We start from the raw sequence: 19,229 nt of genomic DNA, 5'->3' as shown, positions 1-19,229 counted from the left end.
GCGCGGGTCGCACAGTCGGCTTTGGTCGGGCACCTTCGATCCTTTATCAACTACCCATTTCAACAACGCGCCCTTATGATGTGCCCCAGTCTATTTACCCTGCGATGACCCATGGCCGATTCTGCTTTTTTCTGCACCCTGTCTCATGAAGGCGTTCTCGCGGTTCGCGGCGCGGATGCCGGAAAATTCCTGCAAGGCCAGTTGACCTGCAACCTCAATTACCTCAGCGACAGTCGCGCCAGCCTCGGCGCCCGCTGCACGCAAAAAGGCCGGATGCAGTCGAGTTTCCGCATTCTGCTCGAAGGTGACGGCGTGGTTCTGGCGATGGCCAGCGAACTGCTGGAACCGCAACTGGCGGATCTGAAAAAGTACGCGGTGTTCTCCAAATCCAAACTGACCGACGACAGTGCCGCTTGGGCGCGCTTTGGTCTGGCGCACGCCGACGCCGCCCTGACCAGCCTCGGTCTCGACCTGCCGGCAGACACCGACAGCGTTGTGCGCAACGAAAAACTGATCGCCATTCGTGTCTCGCCGGATCGCGCCGAACTTTGGGTCCCCGCCGATCAGACTGATGCAATCAAAGCCAAACTGGCGGCAGAGCTGCCAGAAGCCGAGCTGAACCAATGGCTGCTGGGCCAGATCCGTGCCGGCATCGGTCAGGTCATGCCGAGCACCCGCGAGCTGTTCATCCCGCAGATGCTCAATCTGCAAGCCGTCGGCGGCGTGAGCTTCAAGAAAGGTTGTTACACCGGCCAGGAAATCGTCGCGCGCATGCAATACCTCGGCAAACTCAAGCGTCGCCTGTATCGCTTGAGCCTCGACGCGACCGAGCTGCCCGAGCCGGGCACGCAACTGTTCGCGCCAAGCCACAACAGTTCGATTGGTGAAGTCGTACTCGCCGCTAACGCGGAGCAAAACATTGAACTCCTGGCGGTGCTGCAGGCCGAAGCTGCCGAAGCGGGCGATCTGCACCTGGGCACCCTTGAAGGGCCTGCGTTGCAACTGCTCGATTTGCCCTACGAACTGGATCGCGACCGCGAAATCCAGCGTTGATCGCAGCCTTGTTGCAACACCCTAGAGAGTCCAAATGAGCGAACTGGCGGAAAAAGTCCAACAGGATTTGGTTGAGGCCATCGATAACGATGACCTGGTTCTGCCCACGTTGCCGGAAGTGGCCTTGCAAATTCGCAAGGCCGCTGAAGACCCGGAAATCAGCGTCAGCGACCTGAGTAAAGTCATCGGCCGCGACACGGCGCTGTCGGCGCGCCTGATCAAAGTGGTCAACAGCCCGCTACTGCGCGCCGCCCAGGAAGTCACCGACCTGCATACCGCCATCACCCGACTGGGCATCAACTACAGCAGCAACCTGGCGATTGGTCTGGTGATGGAACAGATTTTCCACGCCCGCTCTGAGGTGGTTGAGCAGAAGATGCGCGAAGTCTGGCGCAGAAGCCTGGAAATTGCGGGAGTCAGCTACGCGCTGTGCCGCCGGTACACGCAACTGAAACCTGATCAGGCGGCGCTGGGTGGACTGGTGCATCAGATCGGCGTGCTGCCGATTCTGACCTACGCCGAAGATCACTACGAACTGCTCTCCGATCCGGTCAGCCTCAACCATGTGATCGACCATATTCACCCCTTGCTGGGTGACAAGCTGCTGCGGGTCTGGGAATTTCCCGAGCGACTGGTGGAGTTGCCGGGGCGTTACCAGGACTTCAAGCGCGATTCGACGACGATTGACTACGTCGATCTGGTGCAAGTGGCCAGCCTGTATTGCCACAAGGGCACCGATCACCCGTTTGCGCGGATTGATCCGCTGAGCGTGCCGGCGTTCAGAAAGCTGGGGATCGATCAGGAGAACAAAGAGCTGTGCGCGGATCTGCAAGAGTCGCGGACGATGTTTTACTGATCCGAGACCGAGGCGCGCCGTTCGCGAGCAAGCTCGCTCCCACAGGAAAATGTATTCCAAAGTGGGAGCCAGCCCTGCTGGCGATGGCGCCAGAACAAACACTGCACATCATCCAGCAATAAAACTCACCCGCACCTTCAACCCCGCGTGCTCGCCATCATGCAAGGTGATCTGCGCCAGATGCGCCCGGCAGATTTCACCGACAATCGCCAAACCCAACCCAGACCCCGCCACCTGCTGATTGCGTCGGTAGAACCGCTCGAACACCCGGTCGCGCTCCTCCAGCGGAATCCCCGGCCCGTCATCTTCAACCTCAAGCACCGCCGGCGCCGTCACGCGCAAAATCACATTGCCGCCCGGTGGCGTGTGCGCCAAAGCGTTATCAACCAAATTGCTCAACAGTTCGTTGAGCAACGTCGGCTCGCCGCGCAGCCACACCGGCTCATCTGCTTCCAGCGCGAGCGCAACGCCGCGTTTGTGCGCCAGTGGCGCCATGGCCATGCCGAGTTCTCGGGCCAACTGGCTCAGATCCAGTAACTGCGCGCCGCCCTCGGCAATCGCCCGGGCGCCGTTCTCGACCCGCGCCAGCGACAGCAACTGATTGGCCAGGTGGGTCAGGCGATCGGTGCTCTGCGCCGAGGACTCCAGCGTCGAGCGCCAGATCTCCGGATCCTGGGAGCGCAGGCCTAGCTCAAGTCGAGCCTTGAGCGCCGCCAACGGCGTCCGCAACTCATGCGCCGCATCGGCAATGAACTGCGCTTGGCGTTCGAACTGGCCGCGCAAGCGCTCGGTGAAATGGTTGAGCCCGCGCACCAGCGGCCCCAGTTCATGCTGCACTTCAACCAAGGGCAGCGGGCGCAAGTCGTCGGGCTGACGTTCTTCCACCGCCGTGCGCAAGCGTTCCAATGGGCGCAGTGCGGCACTGACCGCAAACCACACCAGCAACAATGCGCCAATCGCCAACATGCCCAAACGCAGCAGCGTGTCCGCCGCGAGGCTGCGGGCCATGCTCACGCGCGCCTCGTCGGTTTCGGCGACGCGGATTTCCGCCATGCCGTTCATGTTCGGTTCGCTCACGGCTTTGAGCAGACTGACGACGCGTACGTTTTGCCCTTTGTAGGTGGCGTTGTAGAAACGCGCCAACGCCGGATAACTGTCGGTGCGCGGCGTGCCGGGTGGCGGTCCGGGGAGGTTTTCGTAGCCGGAAATCAACTTCTGATGGATGTCGTTGACTTGGTAGTAGATCCGCCCGGCGCTGTCGTAGGCGAAAGTATCCAGAGCCACGTAAGGCACGTCGGCGCTGAGGCTGCCATCACGTTGCGACAGGCCCGCCGCAATGGTCCGCGCCGAGGCCAGCAAGGTGCGATCGTACGCCGTGTCGGCGGCCTCGCGACCGTTCCAGTAAGCGCTCAAACCACTGGCGAGCATCAGCACCACCAACAACGACGCGAGGTTCCACAACAACCGCCAGCGCAGGCTGCTGGGCTTATGCATCGCGGCTTTCCAGCAAATAGCCGAGGCCACGGAAGGTCACGATCGCCACCGGTTGACCGTCGAGTTTCTTGCGCAAACGGTGCACGTAGATTTCGATGGCATCGGGGCTGGCTTCTTCATCGAGGCCGAAGACCTGCGCGGCCAGTTGCTCCTTGCTCATGACCCGACCGGGCCGGGCGATCAGCGCTTCCAGCACCGCTTGTTCGCGAGACGTCAGGGTGAGCAATTCTTCGCCGAGGGTGAAGCGTCGGGTGTCGAGGTCGTAAGCCAGCACGCCGCAGCGCTGTTGGCGTTCACCGCCGAGCACGCTGCGACGCAACAGAGCTTTGACCCGCGCTTCCAGCTCAGTCAGTTCGAACGGCTTGGCGAGATAATCGTCGGCACCGAGATTGAGGCCATGAACGCGATCCTTCACATCACTGCGCGCGGTCAGCATCAGCACCGGCAGATTCTTGCCCCGCGCGCGCAAACGCGCCAACACCTCGAAACCGTCCATGCGCGGCAGGCCGACGTCGAGGATCGCCACCGCGTATTCCTCGCTGCTCAATGCCAGATCGGCGGCCACGCCATCGTGCAACACATCCACGGTCAGACCGGTGCTCTTGAGCGCCTGAGCGACGCTTTCGGCCAATTGCAGATGGTCTTCGACGAGCAGAACACGCATGGATTTTTACCTCGTTCAGGGATGGCCGACGCCACGCTTTGCCGCGGAGTTTACAGCCGCAACCGCCGCTGTGAAGCCCGAAAACCGTGAAAGTCAGCTGAAAGGTTAGCGAAAGGTTAGCCGGTTAGAGTCGGCCCACGGACAGTCCCGACTGCCGTCGCTGCTGCCACACAGCGACACGAAAAACGCCACGAAGCGTTTTCGACCAATAAGAACAATAAACGGAGTACACCCGCATGCCGCCCATGCAATCCAAGGGTTTCAAACCCGCCCAGACTCCCAGCGCCCATCCCGCCCTCGCCGGTTTTTCACCGCCGGGCTACGCCGACTTCCTTTCCGATGCTCCATCGAACGCGCCCGCACCACGTCAAACTGCGCCCGCAGCTGAGCGAAGCGTTGCCCTTTGGTAATTCTGTACGTCTATAACAACAACTCCCAAGGAGACTCAGATGAACTTATCACTGCGTAAAGTTGCTCTCGCCGCTGGCGCGATGCTGTTTGCCGGCCAACTGATGGCCGAACCGAAACGTCCGGAATGCATCGCCCCGGCCTCCCCCGGCGGTGGGTTCGACCTGACCTGCAAACTGGTGCAAAGCGCACTGGTCAATCAGAAATTGCTGAGCAAACCGATGCGCGTGACGTACATGCCTGGCGGTGTCGGCGCAGTGGCGTACAACGCCGTGGTCGCACAGCGCCCTGCCGATGCCGGCACGCTGGTCGCGTGGTCGAGCGGTTCGCTATTGAACCTGGCGCAAGGCAAATTCGGCCGTTTCGACGAGACCAACGTGCGTTGGCTGGCGGCGGTTGGCACCAGCTACGGCGCCATCGCAGTGAAAAACGATTCGCCCTACAAGACCCTCGACGATCTCGTTCAGGCATTGAAGAAAGATCCGAGCTCCGTGGTGATCGGTTCCGGCGGCACCGTCGGCAGCCAGGACTGGATGCAAACCGCACTGATCGCCAAGGCTGCCGGGATCAATCCGCGTGACCTGCGTTACGTCGCCCTCGAAGGCGGCGGCGAAATCGCCACCGCTCTGCTCGGCGGTCACATCCAGGTCGGCAGTACCGACATCTCCGACTCCATGCCGCACATCCAGAGCGGTGACATGCGCCTGCTCGCGGTGTTCGCTGACAAGCGTCTCGACGAGCCGGAAATGAAAGACATCCCGACCGCGCGCGAGCAAGGCTACGACATCGTCTGGCCGGTGGTTCGCGGCTTCTACCTGGGGCCAAAAGTCAGCGACGAGGACTACGCCTGGTGGAAAGAGTCGTTCGACAAACTGCTGGCCTCCGACGAGTTCGCCAAGCTGCGCGATCAGCGTGAACTGTTTCCGTTCGCCATGACCGGCCCGGAACTCGACACCTACGTGAAGAAGCAGGTCGCGGACTACAAAGTGCTGGCCAAAGAGTTCGGCCTGATCCAGTGATCGTCTCTGTCTAGCGGCTGCGTTCCCGATTGCGGGGACGCGGCACAGGAGCTCCCATGCTTATTCAACGCATTTTCGCTTCGGTGCTGTTGCTGGTCTGTGTCGGCCTGGCACTGATGGCGTGGCCGTACCAAGCGGCTTTTTCCTACGAACCGGTCGGCCCGCGCGCCTTCCCACTGCTGATGCTCGGCCTGATGGGCGTGGCGCTGCTGTACATGGTGTTCCGCCCGGCGCCGATCAAACACAGTGAAGACGAGCCGCCACTGGACCGCGAAACCCTGACCAAAATCGCCATCTGCGTCGCGCTGCTGTTGGTGTTTGCCGGCCTGTTCGAACCGCTGGGTTTCATCCTCAGCAGCATCCTCATCGGCATTCCGATGGCGCGCCTGTACGGCGGTCGCTGGGTGCCGAGCATTGTCGTCACCTCGCTGATGGCTATCGGTCTGTACCTGCTGTTCGACCGCGTGATGGAAGTCCCGCTGCCCCTTGGCCTGCTCGACGTGCTGGAGAACTGATATGGATACCCTCGGTTATTTGGGTCAAGGGTTCGGCGTCGCGCTGAGCCCGTACAACCTGGTCACGGCCCTGACCGGCACGCTGATCGGCACCGTCGTCGGCCTGCTCCCGGGCCTCGGCCCGATCAATGGCGTGGCCTTGCTAATTCCGATCGCATTCGCCCTCGGCCTGCCACCGGAATCCGCGCTGATCCTGCTCGCAGCGGTGTATCTGGGCTGCGAATACGGCGGTCGGATCAGTTCGATCCTGTTGAACATTCCGGGCGAAGCTTCCACCGTGATGACCACCCTCGACGGTTACCCGATGGCTCGCAAAGGCCTCGCCGGTGTAGCGCTGTCGCTCTCGGCGTGGAGTTCATTTATCGGTGCGTTTATCGCCACCTGCGGCATGGTGCTGTTCGCCCCGCTGCTGGCGAAATGGGCCATTGCTTTCGGCCCGGCGGAATACTTCGTGTTGATGGTGTTTGCGATTGTCTGTCTCGGCGGCATGGCCGGTGATCGACCGTTGAAAACCTTCATCGCGGCGTTGATCGGTTTGTTCCTGTCGAGCGTCGGCATCGATGCCAACAGCGGTGTTTACCGCTTCACCGGCGACAACATTCACCTCACCGACGGCATCCAATTCGTCGTACTGGTGCTGGGCCTGTTTTCGATCAGTGAGATTCTGTTACTGCTGGAGAAAACCCATCGCGGCCAGGAAGCGGTGAAAGCCACTGGGCGGATGATGTTCAACTTCAAGGAAGCCTCGTCGGTGTTCGTGGTGAACATTCGTTGCGGCCTGCTTGGTTTCATCATGGGCGTGCTGCCGGGTGCCGGTGCGACGCTGGCCAGCGCCGTGGCTTACATGACCGAAAAACGCATCGCCGGTGCCAGCGGCAAATTCGGTCAGGGTGATGCCCGTGGCCTCGCCGCTCCGGAAACGGCCATCGGTGCTTCGGCCTGTGGCGCACTGGTGCCAATGCTGACGCTGGGCGTTCCAGGTTCGGGTACCACGGCGGTGATGATTGGCGCGCTGTCGCTGTACAACATCACCCCGGGCCCGCTGCTGTTCCAGCAACAACCGGACATCGTCTGGGGCCTGATCGCGTCGTTGTTCATTGCCAACATCATGTTGGTGATCCTCAACATTCCGATGATCCGCATCTTCACCCGCATCCTCGCCGTGCCGAACTGGGCGCTGGTGCCGGTGATCGCGATCATCACCGGGATCGGCGTTTACGCGGTCCACGCCACCACGTTCGACCTGTTCCTGATGGTCGGTATCGGCATCTTCGGTTACATCCTGCGCAAGCTCGACTTCCCGTTGTCGCCGGTGCTGCTGGGCTTCATCCTCGGCGGGCTGATGGAGCAGAACCTGCGTCGTGCGCTGTCGATTTCCAACGGTGCGCTGGACATCCTCTGGTCAAGCCCGATCACCTTCGGTGTCTGGGTGCTGACCGCGCTGATGCTGGCCTTCCCGCTGATCCGCATATGGCGCAAACGTTCGGTCGCGCGTCGCGCCATTGCCGATGTTTGATCGCGCCTCACTGAAATCCTGGTGGGGAACCCCGCTGGTCGGTCTGCTTGGCGGTTACCTCGCCAGCCAGATCGGCTGGCCGCTGCCATGGATGGTCGGCTCGTTGCTGGCGATCATCCTCGTGCGCTGCCTGACCCCGTGGCAACTCACCGAAATCCCGGGCGGCCGCAAGTGCGGCCAGTGGATCGTCGGCATCGGCATCGGCCTGCATTTCACGCCGGTGGTGATGGAGCAGGTGCTCAGTCATTTCGGTTTGATCTTCTTCGGTGCGCTGGTCACCAGTGTGTCGGCGGTGGTCGGCGTGTGGCTGATGCGCCGTACCGGCGAGGATCGCGCCACGGCGTTTTTCTCCAGCATGCCCGGCGGTTCCGGCGAGATGGTCAACCTCGGTGCGCGCAATGGCGCGATGCTCAGCCACGTTGCGGCGGGGCAGAGTTTGCGCGTGCTGGTGGTGGTGCTGTGTGTGCCGGCGGCGTTTAAATATCTGCTCGGGGATGGCAGCCCGATTTCTCACGCCGGCAGCGTCGATTGGCGCTGGCTGGCAGTTCTGTTTCCGGCAGGCGGTTTGCTCGCATGGCTCTGGCAGCGTTTGCGTCAACCCAATCCGTGGCTGTTCGGGCCGTTGTTGGTGAGTGCGGCGGTGAGTATTGGTTGGGATTTGCACATCGGTTTACCCAATGGCGGCAGTCAGATTGGCCAGTGGTTGATTGGCAGCGGTTTGGGCTGTCACTTCAACCGGCAGTTCTTCCGTCGCGCGCCTTCGTTCATGGGGCGGACGTTGATCGGCACGGCGTTGACCATGTTGATTGCAAGCCTCGCGGCGTTGGGCTTGAGTGCGTTGACCCATCTGGATCTGCGCTCGTTGACGCTGGGCATGATGCCCGGCGGGATCGCCGAAATGAGCCTGACGGCGGAGACCCTGCAACTGTCGGTGCCGCTGGTGACGGCGATGCAGGTGATGCGGCTGTTGTTTGTGCTGTTTCTGGCGGAGCCGTTGTTTAAGTACTGGAATCGGAATCCTGAATAAGACTGCAAGCTGATCGTTCCCACGCTCTGCGTGGGAACGAGATTAACCGATCAAATCGGCGGCAATCGCCATTCAATCGGCGTCTCACCATTCTGCTCAAGAAACTTGTTAGTCCGGCCAAAGTGCCCGCAACCCAAAAACCCACGATAAGCCGACAGCGGCGACGGATGCACCGACGTCAGCACCAGATGCTTGGTCGCATCAATCAACTTCTGCTTGCTTTGCGCATGCGCGCCCCAAAGCATGAACACCAGGTGTGGCTGGCGCTCGCTGACCACCTCGATGATCCGATCGGTGAAAAACTGCCAGCCCTTGTCCTTGTGCGCATTGGCGTTGGCGCGCTCGACGGTCATGGTGGTGTTGATCATCAACACGCCCTGATCGGCCCAGCTCTGCAAATAGCCGTGATCAGGAATGTCGATGTTCAGATCGCGTTTCAACTCTTTGTAGATATTGACCAACGACGGAGGAGCGGGCACGCCCGGCTGCACCGAAAAGCACAAACCGTGGGCCTGACCCGGGCCGTGATACGGGTCCTGACCGAGGATCACCACTTTCACTTTATCCAGCGGCGTCGAATTCAACGCGTTGAAAATCATCGGCCCGGGCGGATAGATTTCCTTGCCGGCCGCCCGCTCCTGCTGCAGAAACTGGCGCAACTCTGCCATGTAAGGCTGGTCGAATTCAGCACGCAGTGCCGCCTTCCAGCTCGGTTCGAGTTTGATACGGTCGTCAGCAGTCATGGTCATACCCGGCAAAAACAATGGGACGAACCCTAGGAAAGCCGACCACGCTTGTCAATTGATCTGACGCAGATCCGGCACTTTCCCACACAGCGATCATACTGATCGTTCAAATTCCCGATCGAGGTCACGATGAATCTGCACTTCGAAGAACTCACCGGCACCGACGGCGCCCGCATCGGTATCGCCAGCCTGGACGCTGAAAAGTCGCTGAACGCGCTGTCCCTGCCGATGATCAACGCCCTGAGTGACCAATTAAACGCTTGGGCCAAGGATCCACAAATCGTCTGCATACTGCTGCGCGGCAACGGCGCCAAAGCCTTCTGCGCCGGCGGCGAGGTGCGCAGCCTGGTCGAGGCCTGCCGCGCTCATCCCGGCGAAGTCCCACCGCTGGCCGCGCAGTTTTTCAGCGCGGAATACCGACTGGATTACAGCCTGCACACCTATCCAAAACCGCTGATCTGCTGGGGCCATGGTTACGTGCTCGGCGGCGGCATGGGCCTGCTGCAAGGCGCGAGCACGCGGATCGTCACGCCCAGCAGCCGTTTGGCCATGCCGGAGATCACCATTGGTCTGTATCCCGACGTCGGCGCCAGTTGGTTTCTCGCGCGGCTGCCGGGCAAGCTCGGTTTGTTTTTGGGCCTGACCGGCGCGCACATGAATGGCCGTGATGCCATTGATCTGGATCTGGCGGATCGCTTCCTGCTCGATGAACAACAGCCAGACCTGATCGAAGGCCTGTTGCAGCTCAACTGGCAGGAACAGACCGACGTGCAGCTCAACAGTTTGTTGAAGGCGTTGCAGCAGGAGGCCGTGGCACAAATGCCCGAAGCACAGTGGCTGCCGCGTCGTCAGCAGATCGACGAGCTGCTCGACGTCAGCGACGTCACTTGCGCCTGGAAAGCCATCAGCCTGCAACGCGACAGCAGCGACCCGCTGATCGCCCGCGCGGCGAAAACCATGAGCGAAGGCTCACCGTTGACCGCGCATCTGGTCTGGGAACAGATCATCCGCGCCCGGCACCTGTCGCTGGCCGAAGTCTTCCAGATGGAATACACCCTGAGCCTCAATTGCTGCCGACACCCGGAATTCAGCGAAGGGGTGCGCGCACGGCTGATCGACAAGGATCAGAAGCCGCACTGGCATTGGCCGGATATCAACAATGTGCCGGATGCGGTGGTTGAGGCGCACTTTCATAAAGTCTGGGAGGGGCGGCATCCGTTGGCGGATTTGACGCAGTATCAACCTGCCAGCTAAATCGCAGGCACAAAAAAGCGGCGCTCAATGCGCCGCTTATCATTTGCGGTTTGTTACCAGCGGTTGCCACGTCCACCATGGTCGCGCCGTCCGCTGTGGCGATCGTAATTGCCACGACCGCGATGATCGTTATCCCAACCGCCGCGACGATGGCCGTCCCAGTTGCCTCGATCATTACCGTGCCAGCGGCGGCTTTCGTAATGGCGTGGGGCCGGTTGATAGTAACGCGGCGCCGATTGGTAATAGCGCGGTTGCTGGTAGTAGCGCGGTTGCGGTTGGTAGTAACGCGGCTGCGCGTAATAGGTGCTGCCGCCTCGGTAGTAGGTGCCGCCAGTGTTGTAGTAAGCCGGTGCAGGTGATGTGTAGACCTCGGAGCTGTAATACGAGTCCGCATACGAGTACGGGGCGCAACCGGCAACGGAAAACATCAACGCAGCAAGCAGAAGAATTCGTCTATACATGGCGGCCTCCTGGACCGCGGGTTGGCCTCACCAGCGACGCTGGCAGGCGACAGTCAATTAATCGATGACTGTCGAAAAATCAGACAGCATTTTCGGCATCTGGTGCGTTCCTGCAACAAGTTGAAACAAGTGCTCAGTGAAACCTTGTTCATCCGCAAACGCCGTCATTCAGCCGCTGATTAATGGTGCCCACCATGATATCCGCCGCCGTGATAACCCCGTCCGTAACCGCCGCGATAACCGTAGCCACCGTAGTAATAACGGGCGCCGCCGTAGTAGCGCGGGCCGTAATAACCACCGTAGTAATTGGGCGAGTAGTAGCCGGGATAGTAGTAGGTGGCAGGATAAGCATCGTAAGGGCCGGCGTAGTAATAACAACCGGACATACCGAAAACCAGAACTGCACCGAGCAACATCTTTTGAACACGCATGGCGGCCTCCTGAAAGACCCACGGCCGCAACGGAACAGAGCAGCCGACACACGTTTGACTGGGGCGAATCAATCAAGTGCCCGGTTCCGCTGGGCTTCAGATCAGCGGTGGCCGCCCCATCGCCCCCACAGGTTCATGCCCATCCTTCAAGAGAGACAGGAACGACCATTCGCGCCGCACATGGAGCAGTTATTTCCCCGCGGTGCCATTAGAATGCATGCCATCGGGCCACTGCCAACGGAACTGCCATGCCGCATCGATCTGCGCTGTACTCCCAACGCTCGCTGGTATTGACGCTGATCGCCCTGCTCGGCGCAGGGTTCCTCGCCACGTCCCTGCTGAGTTACTACGCCTCCCGCGCATCGATCCGCGACAACATCGTCAACACCGAACTGCCGCTGACATCCGACACGGTCTACTCGGAAATCCAGAAAGACCTCGTCAGACCGATCCTCATTTCATCGATGATGTCCCGCGACACCTTCATGCGCGATTGGGTGGTCAACGGCGAACAAAACCCCGAGCAGATGACCCGTTACCTCAACGAAGTCATGACCCATTACGGCGCCTACACGGCTTTTTTCGTTTCCAATAGCACCCTCACCTACTACCACGCCAAAGGCGTGCTCAAGCAGATCAAAGTGGAAGAACCGCGCGACGCCTGGTACTTCCGCGTGCGCGATATGAAGGATCCCTACGAGATCAACGTCGACCCGGATCTGGCCAACAAGGACAACCTGACCTTCTTCATCAACTACAAGGTCTACGACTACCACGACCGTTTCATCGGCGCGGCCGGCGTCGGTCTGACCGTGGATGCAGTGATCAAGCTGATCGACAAATATCAACAGCGCTATCAACGCAGCGTGTACTTCGTTGACACCTTTGGCCGACTGGTGCTGACCGGCGCCGAGGGGGGACCGCAAGGCGCCCATATCGGCCAGAGCCTCGGCGAAATCGAAAGCATGAAGAGCTTGGTCACTCAGTTGCCCAAACCGCACAGCGGCAGCTACGAATATTCCGCTCACGGCCAGGGGCATTTTCTCAACGTGCGGTTTATTCCAGAGCTGAACTGGTACTTGTTTGTTGATAAACGTGAAGACGGCGCGCTGAGCGAAATCCGTCAGTCGCTTTATCTGAACCTGTTGATCTGTTTGCTGGTGACGTTGATTGTGCTGGCATTGCTCAACCGCGTGATCAGGCGCTATCAAACCAAAATCCAGGCCCAGGCGACCCTCGACAGCCTCACTGAACTGCCCAACCGTCGCGGCTTCGACCTGCTCGCCGCCCAAGCCCTGCACGAAGCGCAACGCGAGACCAAACCGCTGACCGCGTTGTTGATTGATCTCGACCACTTCAAGGCGTTAAACGACACCTACGGGCACATGGCCGGCGATCAGGTGCTGATTGGTTTTGCCCGCGATCTGCAAAGTTGCCTGCGCCACGCCGACATCGTCTGCCGTTGGGGCGGTGAAGAATTCATCGTGTTGTTGAAAGACACTGACGGTGACACCGCTCAGAACATCGCCGAGAAGATCCGCCAACATGTCGAGCAGCAGGAATACGCCTACAACGGTCACAGCCTCCATCTGACGGTGAGCATCGGCGCGACCACCCTGCAACGCGATGACACCTTGCACAGCCTGCTGTCGCGGGCAGATCATGCGATGTACCGAGCCAAACAAACCGGCCGCAATCGCACCTGCGTGGAAATGCCTCACTCGACTTATGCCTGATTCCGACGTTAAACCCGACCATTGCCCGGCCTGTGGCGCGCGCAACGACTGCAGCCTCGCCGACCCGCGCACCGCCGACCGCGAGTGCTGGTGCTATGGCGTGAGCATCGACCCGGCCGTGCTTGAGGCGCTGCCGCCAGCGCAGCGCAATCAATCCTGCCTGTGCCCGCGTTGCGCGCAGGTCGAGGCGCAACTGCAAGCGGCCAAGCGCCCGATCCCGTAAGATGCGCCGCCCTTTACTCATCGAACTCTGAACATGCGTGTCGACCGTTTCCTCAGCAACTTGCCCCGCTACAACCGTCAGCAGGTTCGCCTGTTGCTGGTGGAAAAGCGCGTGCGGATTGACGGAAAAGTCGTCAGCGATCCGCACAGTGAAGTGCTGGAGTTCAGTCGCGTCGAAGTCGACGACGAAGTGCTGCAAAGCGGCAAACCGGCACGCTACTTCATGCTGTACAAGCCGCCGGGCTGTGTCAGCGCCACTCGCGATCCGCAGCATCCGACCGTGCTCGACCTGATCGATGAACCGGACAAGGACGACCTGCACATCGCCGGACGCTTGGACTTCAACACCACCGGGCTGATGCTGATCACCAACGACGGCGCGTGGTCGCGCCGCCTGACTCAGCCGCAGACCAAACTGCCGAAGGTCTACTACGTCGAGACCGAGCAGGAGATTGGCGCGGAATATGCGATCACCTTTGCCGAGGGGATTTACTTCGCGTTCGAGGACCTGACCACGCAACCGGCGCAGCTGGAGCTACTCGGGCCACGTGCCGCGCGGTTGAGCATCGTCGAGGGTCGTTACCATCAGGTGAAGCGCATGTTTGGTTTCTTCAACAACAAAGTCCTGCGCCTGCACCGCGAATCCATGGGTCTTTTACACCTTGATGACGCGCTAAAACCGGGCGAGTACCGCGCTTTGCGCACCGAAGAGATTCATTTGTTCTAAGCCCGCGACCGCTCAGCAGAAGTTGTCGAACAATTTACCAACGGCACTTGCGCGATCCCGACTCCCCTGCTTGAATCAGGACGTCGGCCAAATTGTGACCGACGAGTCACAACATACTTCTAAGAAACTTTTTGTCGGTCGTCAGCCCTCAGGGCTGCGCCTCAGCCGACAGACTGCCCGCCAATAACAATACCCGTCGACCTGCCGTAACGGATCGACATGGGCCAAGCAAATTCCAGGCGTATGCCTACCTGTCACAAAGCTCGTGCAATCTCTATTTGCGCGCATACCCGCTTGCTTGCCAGGAGTCTTATGACATGAGGCCAGAAATCGCTGTGCTGGATATACAGGGTCAGTATCGGGTTTACACGGAGTTCTATCGCGCAGACGCCGCAGAAAAGACCATCATCCTGGTCAACGGCTCGATGGCCACGACTGCGTCGTTTGCACAGACTGTGAAAAACCTGCATCCGCAATTCAACGTGGTTTGCTATGACCAGCCGTACGCAGGCCGGTCAAAGGCGCACAACCGCCACGAGAAACACCTGACCAAGGACGTCGAAGGGCAGATTCTGCTGGAGTTGATCGACCACTTCGCCGCCGAACACGTGCTGTCGTTTTCCTGGGGCGGCGCCGCGACCCTGGTTGCCCTCGCCCACCAGCCACGGCGTATCGAACGGGCAGTGATCAGCTCGTTCTCTCCGGTGATCAACGCGCACATGCTCGATTACCTCGAACGCGGCGTCGATTACCTCGGCCAACGCGACGGCGATCGCGTCGGCCATCTGGTCAACAACACCATCGGCAAACACCTGCCATCACTGTTTAAACGCTTCAACTATCGCCACGTCAGCAGCCTCGCCGAGCACGAATACGGACAGATGCATTTCCACATCAGCGACGTGCTGCACAGCGATCGGCAGTGCTATTTGAATGCGGCGAAAAAGATCAACGTGCCGGTGCTGTTCTTAAACGGCGAATGGGACGAATACACCGCAGCCGAAGACGCACGGTTGTTCGGCAACCATGTGGCACAGAGCACGTTCACCACGCTGCAAGCCACCGGACATTTTCTCGACATGGAACACAAATCGGCGTGCCGCGATAGCCAGAATGCCTTGCTCGGCTTTCTGAAACCGGCGCAGCAGACCAGCCGAACGCGTTACTCGTTTGTTCAGGATCAACATGCATTCGCCATTTGAAAAAGTGTCATCGCGCGCGAGCCTGTAGGGCTGAGGTATTGGTATTCTCACCCACAGTGCTCGTCCGCGATTGACCGATTTCAGCGATTTAAAGCGCTCATGCGTAAAAGAAAAACTTCAAATCCGTGGCCGAGTCTGGTACAAAGTCAGCCGCTCTGAGCGGGTATAGTTTAATGGTAGAACAGTAGCTTCCCAAGCTTCCGACGAGGGTTCGATTCCCTCTACCCGCTCCACTCAAATTTTGTCTCACGTTGTGTTTTTTGACGGGGGATGCAGGAATAGAAAAAACCGGCCTATAAGGCCGGTTTTTTTGTGCCCGCTACAAATCGACGACGTTGAGATCCCCCCGGCTCGCCTTACCTTTTAATAAGGCCGCAACCGATCTCGCTACTAAACGAATGGGTGGCAGCTGTGCGCAAGTTAGTAGACCGGACCCCAAACCCTAAATCCGGCGCACCCGAGGGCGCCATGCGCACAGCCACCATCGAGTACAAGCGTTCGCCTGTTTGAATGGTACTTATGCAGCCATTTAGGGGGGATTGCGGGCTACTAAACCCGATCACTGAAAATCAGTGACGCGAACCAAGTTACCGACCGCCTCCCAAGCGCACAAGCCGGCGGATTCTGGTGTACCGGTAGGCAAAGGCGCAAGGTTTTGTAGGCTTCAGGACGTAACTCCGCAGGCCTTTAAACACCTCACTCGGAAGACGCTTACTCGGCGATAAACCATAGCGATTTACCCGACATTACAGATCCACAACACTCGACCGGTTTTCACCTCCCGCCCAACCGACTAGCATTTCCCCATCGACCACCACCCTCCCCCTGCGCGGCCATCGACGAATACGCGCCACCACTTTCGAGGGATTCCATCGCGGCCACCGCGCCGCTGACGACCGAACTCAAAAGAGCCCTTCACCATGACGCAAAATATTTACGACGATCCCGAATTTTTCCAGGGTTACAGCCAGATGAACCGCTCCATCGGCGGCCTCGACGCGGCGCCGGAGTGGCCGGCACTCAAGGCACTGCTGCCGTCCATGCACGGCTTGAACGTGGTGGATCTGGGTTGCGGTTATGGCTGGTTCAGCCGTTGGGCCATCGAGAGTGGCGCAGCGAGCGTGCTGGGGCTGGATGTCTCGGAGAAAATGCTGGACCGAGCGCGGGAGACCACGACGGCGGCGAACATTCGCTATGAGCGCGCCGACCTGGAACAACCCGACTTGCCCGCCTGCAGTTTCGGTCTGGCTTACAGTTCACTGGCGCTGCATTACATCAAGAATCTGCCGGGGCTGTTTGCTCATCTGTATGCCGCGCTGAAACCGGGGTCGCACTTTGTCTTTTCCATCGAACACCCAATCTTCATGGCACCGCGTAATCCGGGCTGGTTGGTTGATAGCGAAGGCAACAAACGCTGGCCGCTGGACAGCTATCAATTGGAGGGCGAACGGGTAACCAACTGGCTGGCTGAAGGCGTGATCAAACAGCATCGAACGGTCGGCACATTGCTCAATTCGCTGATCGACGCGGGGTTCACGATTCGACACGTCAACGAGTGGGGGCCGAGCGATGCCGAAGTCGCCGCGCAACCGGCGCTGGCGGAAGAGCGGGAACGGCCGATGATGATGTTGGTCGCCGTGCAGCGATAGGTTGAACAGGGCCGAGGTGATCGGCCCTTTTCTATTTCAGCGAGTTGCGACGATGAACAACCGTGGGAACGGCAACAGCACCGACCCATCCGCCAATGCCGGATAAGCTTTTCCGACCTCCGCCAGATACTGCTCCAGGTACTGCGCCTTTTCCGTCTCTGTCAGCGGACTCAAAAACGGAATCAACCCGCTACCCTTGAACCACTCCACCACCCCCGCCGCCCCGCCAGACAGCTGATGGTGATAAGTCGTGCGCCACACATCGACCCGTGCGCAGTGCGGTCGCAGCATCGAGAAATAATCACTGGCACTGGCCATGTCGGTCCGTTGCCCCGCAGCGCCTGAAAGCTTGCTTGCCCATGGGCCATTCGCAGCGACTTCTCGCATCAATCGATGGGACGGTTCATTGAGGTTGTCCGGCATCTGGATCGCCAGACTGCCACCCACCGACAACTTGCTGGCCAACGCCGGCAACAACGTCGCATGATCCGGCACCCACTGCAGCACGGCGTTAGCGAAGATCACATCGAACGGCCCTGCAGCGGCCCATTTATCAATCTCGGCCACCTCGAACTGCAAATCCGGCAGGCGCTTGCGTGCCGCGTCGATCATGTCTGCCGAACTGTCCAACCCACCGACCTTCGCACCGGGAAAACGCTGCACCAGCAACTCCGTCGAATTGCCGGGGCCACAACCAATATCGACCACTGCTCGCGCTTCTGGCGTGGGAATCGCCGCCAGCAAATCGCGGGCCGGGCGGGTGCGTTCATCTTCGAAAGCGACATATTGTTTGGCGGACCAACTCATTGCGTTCTCCTGTGCGGGACATTCCAGCGGTTCGTCACGATACCGCGATCTGGCGCGCCTGCCTGCCCTACCAACGTCCGGTGACGTGGACGGATTTGTAATTAGAATTTTCCAGCCGCGGCAGATGTCTGAATTTCAACACCCCTCCAATAAGGAACACGGCTATGAAATTCGCAAAAATCTCCCAGAAGCTCGCGATGGTGGCCGGTAGTCCCAAGACCTTCATGGGCGCCTTGATCCTGATCGGGTTGTGGGGGTTGAGCGGGCCGATTTTCAATTACAACGACACTTGGCAACTGATCATCAATACCTCGACCACGATCATCACCTTCCTGATGGTGTTCCTGATCCAGAACACCCAGAACCGCGACACTGACATTCTGCATTTGAAGATTGATGAGTTGCTGCTGGTGACCAAAGAGGCGCAAAACGCGATGCTCGGGCTGGAGGCGCTGGATCTGGAGCAGTTGGAGGCGTTGCGCAGGCACTACCGTTCGTTGGGCGAAGGGGAAGTGTTCAATCTTGAGGGGCTGGGGGAGAAGAGCAAGCCGAAGCAGGATTTGAACGAGTGCTGAAAACAGAAAACGGCGCTCATGCGCCGTTTCCTCAAACTCTGCCGATCAGCGGCTGGCTTGTAACTGGCGAGCCATCTCCAGATGGTTTTGCAGTTTAGGCAGGGTCTCATCGGCGAAGGCTTTGATCTCCGGCACGTCAGTGTTTTGCGCTTCCTGCTGGATCTGCTCGATGGCTTCTTCAGTGGCTTTGACCTGACTGGCGGCGTAGGCCTGGTCGAACGACGCACCGTCGGTCACTTGCGGCATCAATTCCTTGGCCTTGTCGGCCAGTTCTTCACGTGGAGCGACGGGCAGGTCGAGCTTCTTGGCGATTTTCGCCAGGTGCTGATTGGCCGTCGTGCGGTCGTTGATCACGACGATGGTGTAATCCTTGACCTCTTTGGATTCGGCTTTGCTGTGGGCCAGACGACTGGCCTCAATGTCGGCCATGCCTTTGGCGGAGGCATCGTTGATGAAATCGGCGGGCGACTGGGCGAAGGCGCTAGTGGCGCACAGGCCCAACAGGGATGCAAAACTGATATGACGTATACGGGTGGCCATACGGCTCATGGTCGCGCCCTCCTTACTTGCAAAATTCAAGCGGGAGCTCACGCCCCCGCCTCTCAATCAAAACTACCTTCACCGACTATTTCGACTTCTGCGCAGGCTTGCGGCCCATGTCAGGTTTTGGCTCTTTGTCGACGGTCGTGGTGGTGGTTTTCCCACCTTTGCGACCGGCTTCAGAGGCCTTCGTTCGATCGTTGGCGAAGTTTCCCGAGTTCGAGTTTCTTGAATTAGGCATGATTCTCTACCTCTTGGTAATGATCGTAGCGAGCAGGTGCCCGCCTAGATTGAGAATTTTCTTACGGACAAAGGTTTAGAAAAATT

The 19,229-nt window shown here is 59.5% G+C and carries 21 protein-coding genes and 1 tRNA gene; 14 read left to right on the top strand and 8 right to left on the bottom strand.

Features of this window, described 5'->3' with window-relative positions; all coding sequences use genetic code 11:
• Positions 1–111 precede the first annotated feature (111 nt).
• The gene (locus ACQ4OE_RS08570) at positions 112–1,053 is read left to right on the top strand and encodes a YgfZ/GcvT domain-containing protein (protein ID WP_430946363.1); all 942 of its coding nucleotides are present in this window, start codon (positions 112–114) and stop codon (positions 1,051–1,053) included.
• Positions 1,054–1,087: 34 nt separating this feature from the next.
• Positions 1,088–1,909, top strand: coding sequence for an HDOD domain-containing protein (locus ACQ4OE_RS08565; RefSeq protein WP_430946362.1), 822 nt, complete (start codon positions 1,088–1,090; stop codon positions 1,907–1,909).
• Positions 1,910–2,017: 108 nt separating this feature from the next.
• Here ACQ4OE_RS08565 and ACQ4OE_RS08560 read toward each other — a convergent pair whose 3' ends face one another.
• The gene (locus ACQ4OE_RS08560) at positions 2,018–3,403 is read right to left on the bottom strand and encodes a sensor histidine kinase (protein WP_122591676.1); all 1,386 of its coding nucleotides are present in this window, start codon (positions 3,401–3,403) and stop codon (positions 2,018–2,020) included.
• Positions 3,396–4,067 (bottom strand): response regulator, encoded by a 672-nt coding sequence (locus ACQ4OE_RS08555; protein ID WP_007898613.1) that lies wholly within the window; start codon positions 4,065–4,067, stop codon positions 3,396–3,398. Before ACQ4OE_RS08555 ends, ACQ4OE_RS08560 begins: the two co-directional genes overlap by 8 nt.
• 449 nt (positions 4,068–4,516) lie before the next feature.
• Between ACQ4OE_RS08555 and ACQ4OE_RS08550 the strand changes: the two genes are divergently transcribed.
• The 4 genes from ACQ4OE_RS08550 to ACQ4OE_RS08535 are packed head-to-tail and all read left to right on the top strand — an operon-like array spanning position 4,517 to position 8,552.
• Positions 4,517–5,494 (top strand): Bug family tripartite tricarboxylate transporter substrate binding protein, encoded by a 978-nt coding sequence (locus ACQ4OE_RS08550; protein ID WP_430946361.1) that lies wholly within the window; start codon positions 4,517–4,519, stop codon positions 5,492–5,494.
• 56 nt (positions 5,495–5,550) lie between these two features.
• The gene (locus ACQ4OE_RS08545; RefSeq protein ID WP_430946360.1) at positions 5,551–6,009 is read left to right on the top strand and encodes a tripartite tricarboxylate transporter TctB family protein; all 459 of its coding nucleotides are present in this window, start codon (positions 5,551–5,553) and stop codon (positions 6,007–6,009) included.
• A gap of 1 nt (position 6,010) precedes the next feature.
• The gene (locus ACQ4OE_RS08540) at positions 6,011–7,525 is read left to right on the top strand and encodes a tripartite tricarboxylate transporter permease (RefSeq protein ID WP_122591671.1); all 1,515 of its coding nucleotides are present in this window, start codon (positions 6,011–6,013) and stop codon (positions 7,523–7,525) included.
• Positions 7,518–8,552, top strand: a complete 1,035-nt coding sequence (locus ACQ4OE_RS08535) for an AbrB family transcriptional regulator (RefSeq protein ID WP_430946359.1) — start codon at positions 7,518–7,520, stop codon at positions 8,550–8,552. Before ACQ4OE_RS08540 ends, ACQ4OE_RS08535 begins: the two co-directional genes overlap by 8 nt.
• Before the next feature lie 50 nt (positions 8,553–8,602).
• Here ACQ4OE_RS08535 and ung read toward each other — a convergent pair whose 3' ends face one another.
• Positions 8,603–9,295, bottom strand: coding sequence for a uracil-DNA glycosylase (ung, locus tag ACQ4OE_RS08530; RefSeq protein ID WP_430946358.1), 693 nt, complete (start codon positions 9,293–9,295; stop codon positions 8,603–8,605).
• 132 nt (positions 9,296–9,427) lie between these two features.
• On the opposite strand from ung, the gene ACQ4OE_RS08525 reads away from it, so the two are divergent.
• Positions 9,428–10,552 (top strand): enoyl-CoA hydratase/isomerase family protein, encoded by a 1,125-nt coding sequence (locus ACQ4OE_RS08525; protein ID WP_430946357.1) that lies wholly within the window; start codon positions 9,428–9,430, stop codon positions 10,550–10,552.
• Positions 10,553–10,605: 53 nt separating this feature from the next.
• On the opposite strand, the gene ACQ4OE_RS08520 is transcribed toward ACQ4OE_RS08525, so the two are convergent.
• A complete protein-coding gene (locus ACQ4OE_RS08520; protein ID WP_430946356.1) occupies positions 10,606–11,013 on the bottom strand; it encodes a hypothetical protein in 408 nt (135 codons plus the stop codon).
• A gap of 179 nt (positions 11,014–11,192) precedes the next feature.
• Positions 11,193–11,444, bottom strand: a complete 252-nt coding sequence (locus ACQ4OE_RS08515) for a hypothetical protein (RefSeq protein WP_430946355.1) — start codon at positions 11,442–11,444, stop codon at positions 11,193–11,195.
• Positions 11,445–11,692: 248 nt separating this feature from the next.
• Between ACQ4OE_RS08515 and ACQ4OE_RS08510 the strand changes: the two genes are divergently transcribed.
• From ACQ4OE_RS08510 to ACQ4OE_RS08485, 6 genes are all read left to right on the top strand, one after another.
• Complete coding sequence (locus ACQ4OE_RS08510; RefSeq protein WP_430946354.1) at positions 11,693–13,180, top strand: sensor domain-containing diguanylate cyclase; 1,488 nt, start codon at positions 11,693–11,695, stop codon at positions 13,178–13,180.
• A complete protein-coding gene (locus tag ACQ4OE_RS08505) occupies positions 13,173–13,403 on the top strand; it encodes a cysteine-rich CWC family protein (RefSeq protein ID WP_122591660.1) in 231 nt (76 codons plus the stop codon). Before ACQ4OE_RS08510 ends, ACQ4OE_RS08505 begins: the two co-directional genes overlap by 8 nt.
• Before the next feature lie 33 nt (positions 13,404–13,436).
• Complete coding sequence (locus tag ACQ4OE_RS08500) at positions 13,437–14,129, top strand: pseudouridine synthase (RefSeq protein ID WP_430946353.1); 693 nt, start codon at positions 13,437–13,439, stop codon at positions 14,127–14,129.
• A gap of 317 nt (positions 14,130–14,446) precedes the next feature.
• Entirely contained in the window at positions 14,447–15,331 is an 885-nt protein-coding gene (locus ACQ4OE_RS08495; RefSeq protein ID WP_430946352.1) for an alpha/beta fold hydrolase, read from the top strand.
• A gap of 159 nt (positions 15,332–15,490) precedes the next feature.
• A tRNA-Gly gene (locus tag ACQ4OE_RS08490) sits at positions 15,491–15,564 on the top strand.
• Positions 15,565–16,251: 687 nt separating this feature from the next.
• Positions 16,252–16,980, top strand: coding sequence for a class I SAM-dependent methyltransferase (locus ACQ4OE_RS08485; RefSeq protein ID WP_430946351.1), 729 nt, complete (start codon positions 16,252–16,254; stop codon positions 16,978–16,980).
• 36 nt (positions 16,981–17,016) lie between these two features.
• Here ACQ4OE_RS08485 and tam read toward each other — a convergent pair whose 3' ends face one another.
• Positions 17,017–17,787: a trans-aconitate 2-methyltransferase gene (gene tam / locus ACQ4OE_RS08480; protein ID WP_430946350.1), complete on the bottom strand. Its 771-nt coding sequence runs from the start codon at positions 17,785–17,787 to the stop codon at positions 17,017–17,019.
• Positions 17,788–17,951: 164 nt separating this feature from the next.
• Here tam and ACQ4OE_RS08475 point away from each other — a divergent pair, with 164 nt between their 5' ends.
• Positions 17,952–18,362 carry a low affinity iron permease family protein gene (locus ACQ4OE_RS08475; protein WP_122591650.1) on the top strand — a complete coding sequence of 137 codons (411 nt, stop codon included), beginning with the start codon at positions 17,952–17,954 and terminating at the stop codon, positions 18,360–18,362.
• A gap of 45 nt (positions 18,363–18,407) precedes the next feature.
• Here the strand turns inward: ACQ4OE_RS08475 and ACQ4OE_RS08470 are convergent, their stop codons facing one another.
• Positions 18,408–18,911 (bottom strand): DUF4142 domain-containing protein, encoded by a 504-nt coding sequence (locus tag ACQ4OE_RS08470; RefSeq protein ID WP_430946349.1) that lies wholly within the window; start codon positions 18,909–18,911, stop codon positions 18,408–18,410.
• Between the two features lie 76 nt (positions 18,912–18,987).
• Positions 18,988–19,143 (bottom strand): KGG domain-containing protein, encoded by a 156-nt coding sequence (locus tag ACQ4OE_RS08465; RefSeq protein WP_007911485.1) that lies wholly within the window; start codon positions 19,141–19,143, stop codon positions 18,988–18,990.
• Between the last annotated feature and the right edge of the window lie 86 nt (positions 19,144–19,229).

Origin of the sequence: Pseudomonas sp. WC2 (assembly GCF_050586545.1) — a bacterium.
Classification (GTDB): Bacteria; Pseudomonadota; Gammaproteobacteria; order Pseudomonadales; family Pseudomonadaceae; genus Aquipseudomonas.
Note: the sequence above shows the minus strand (reverse complement) of the source record. Positions and strands in the feature narration are given on the sequence as shown.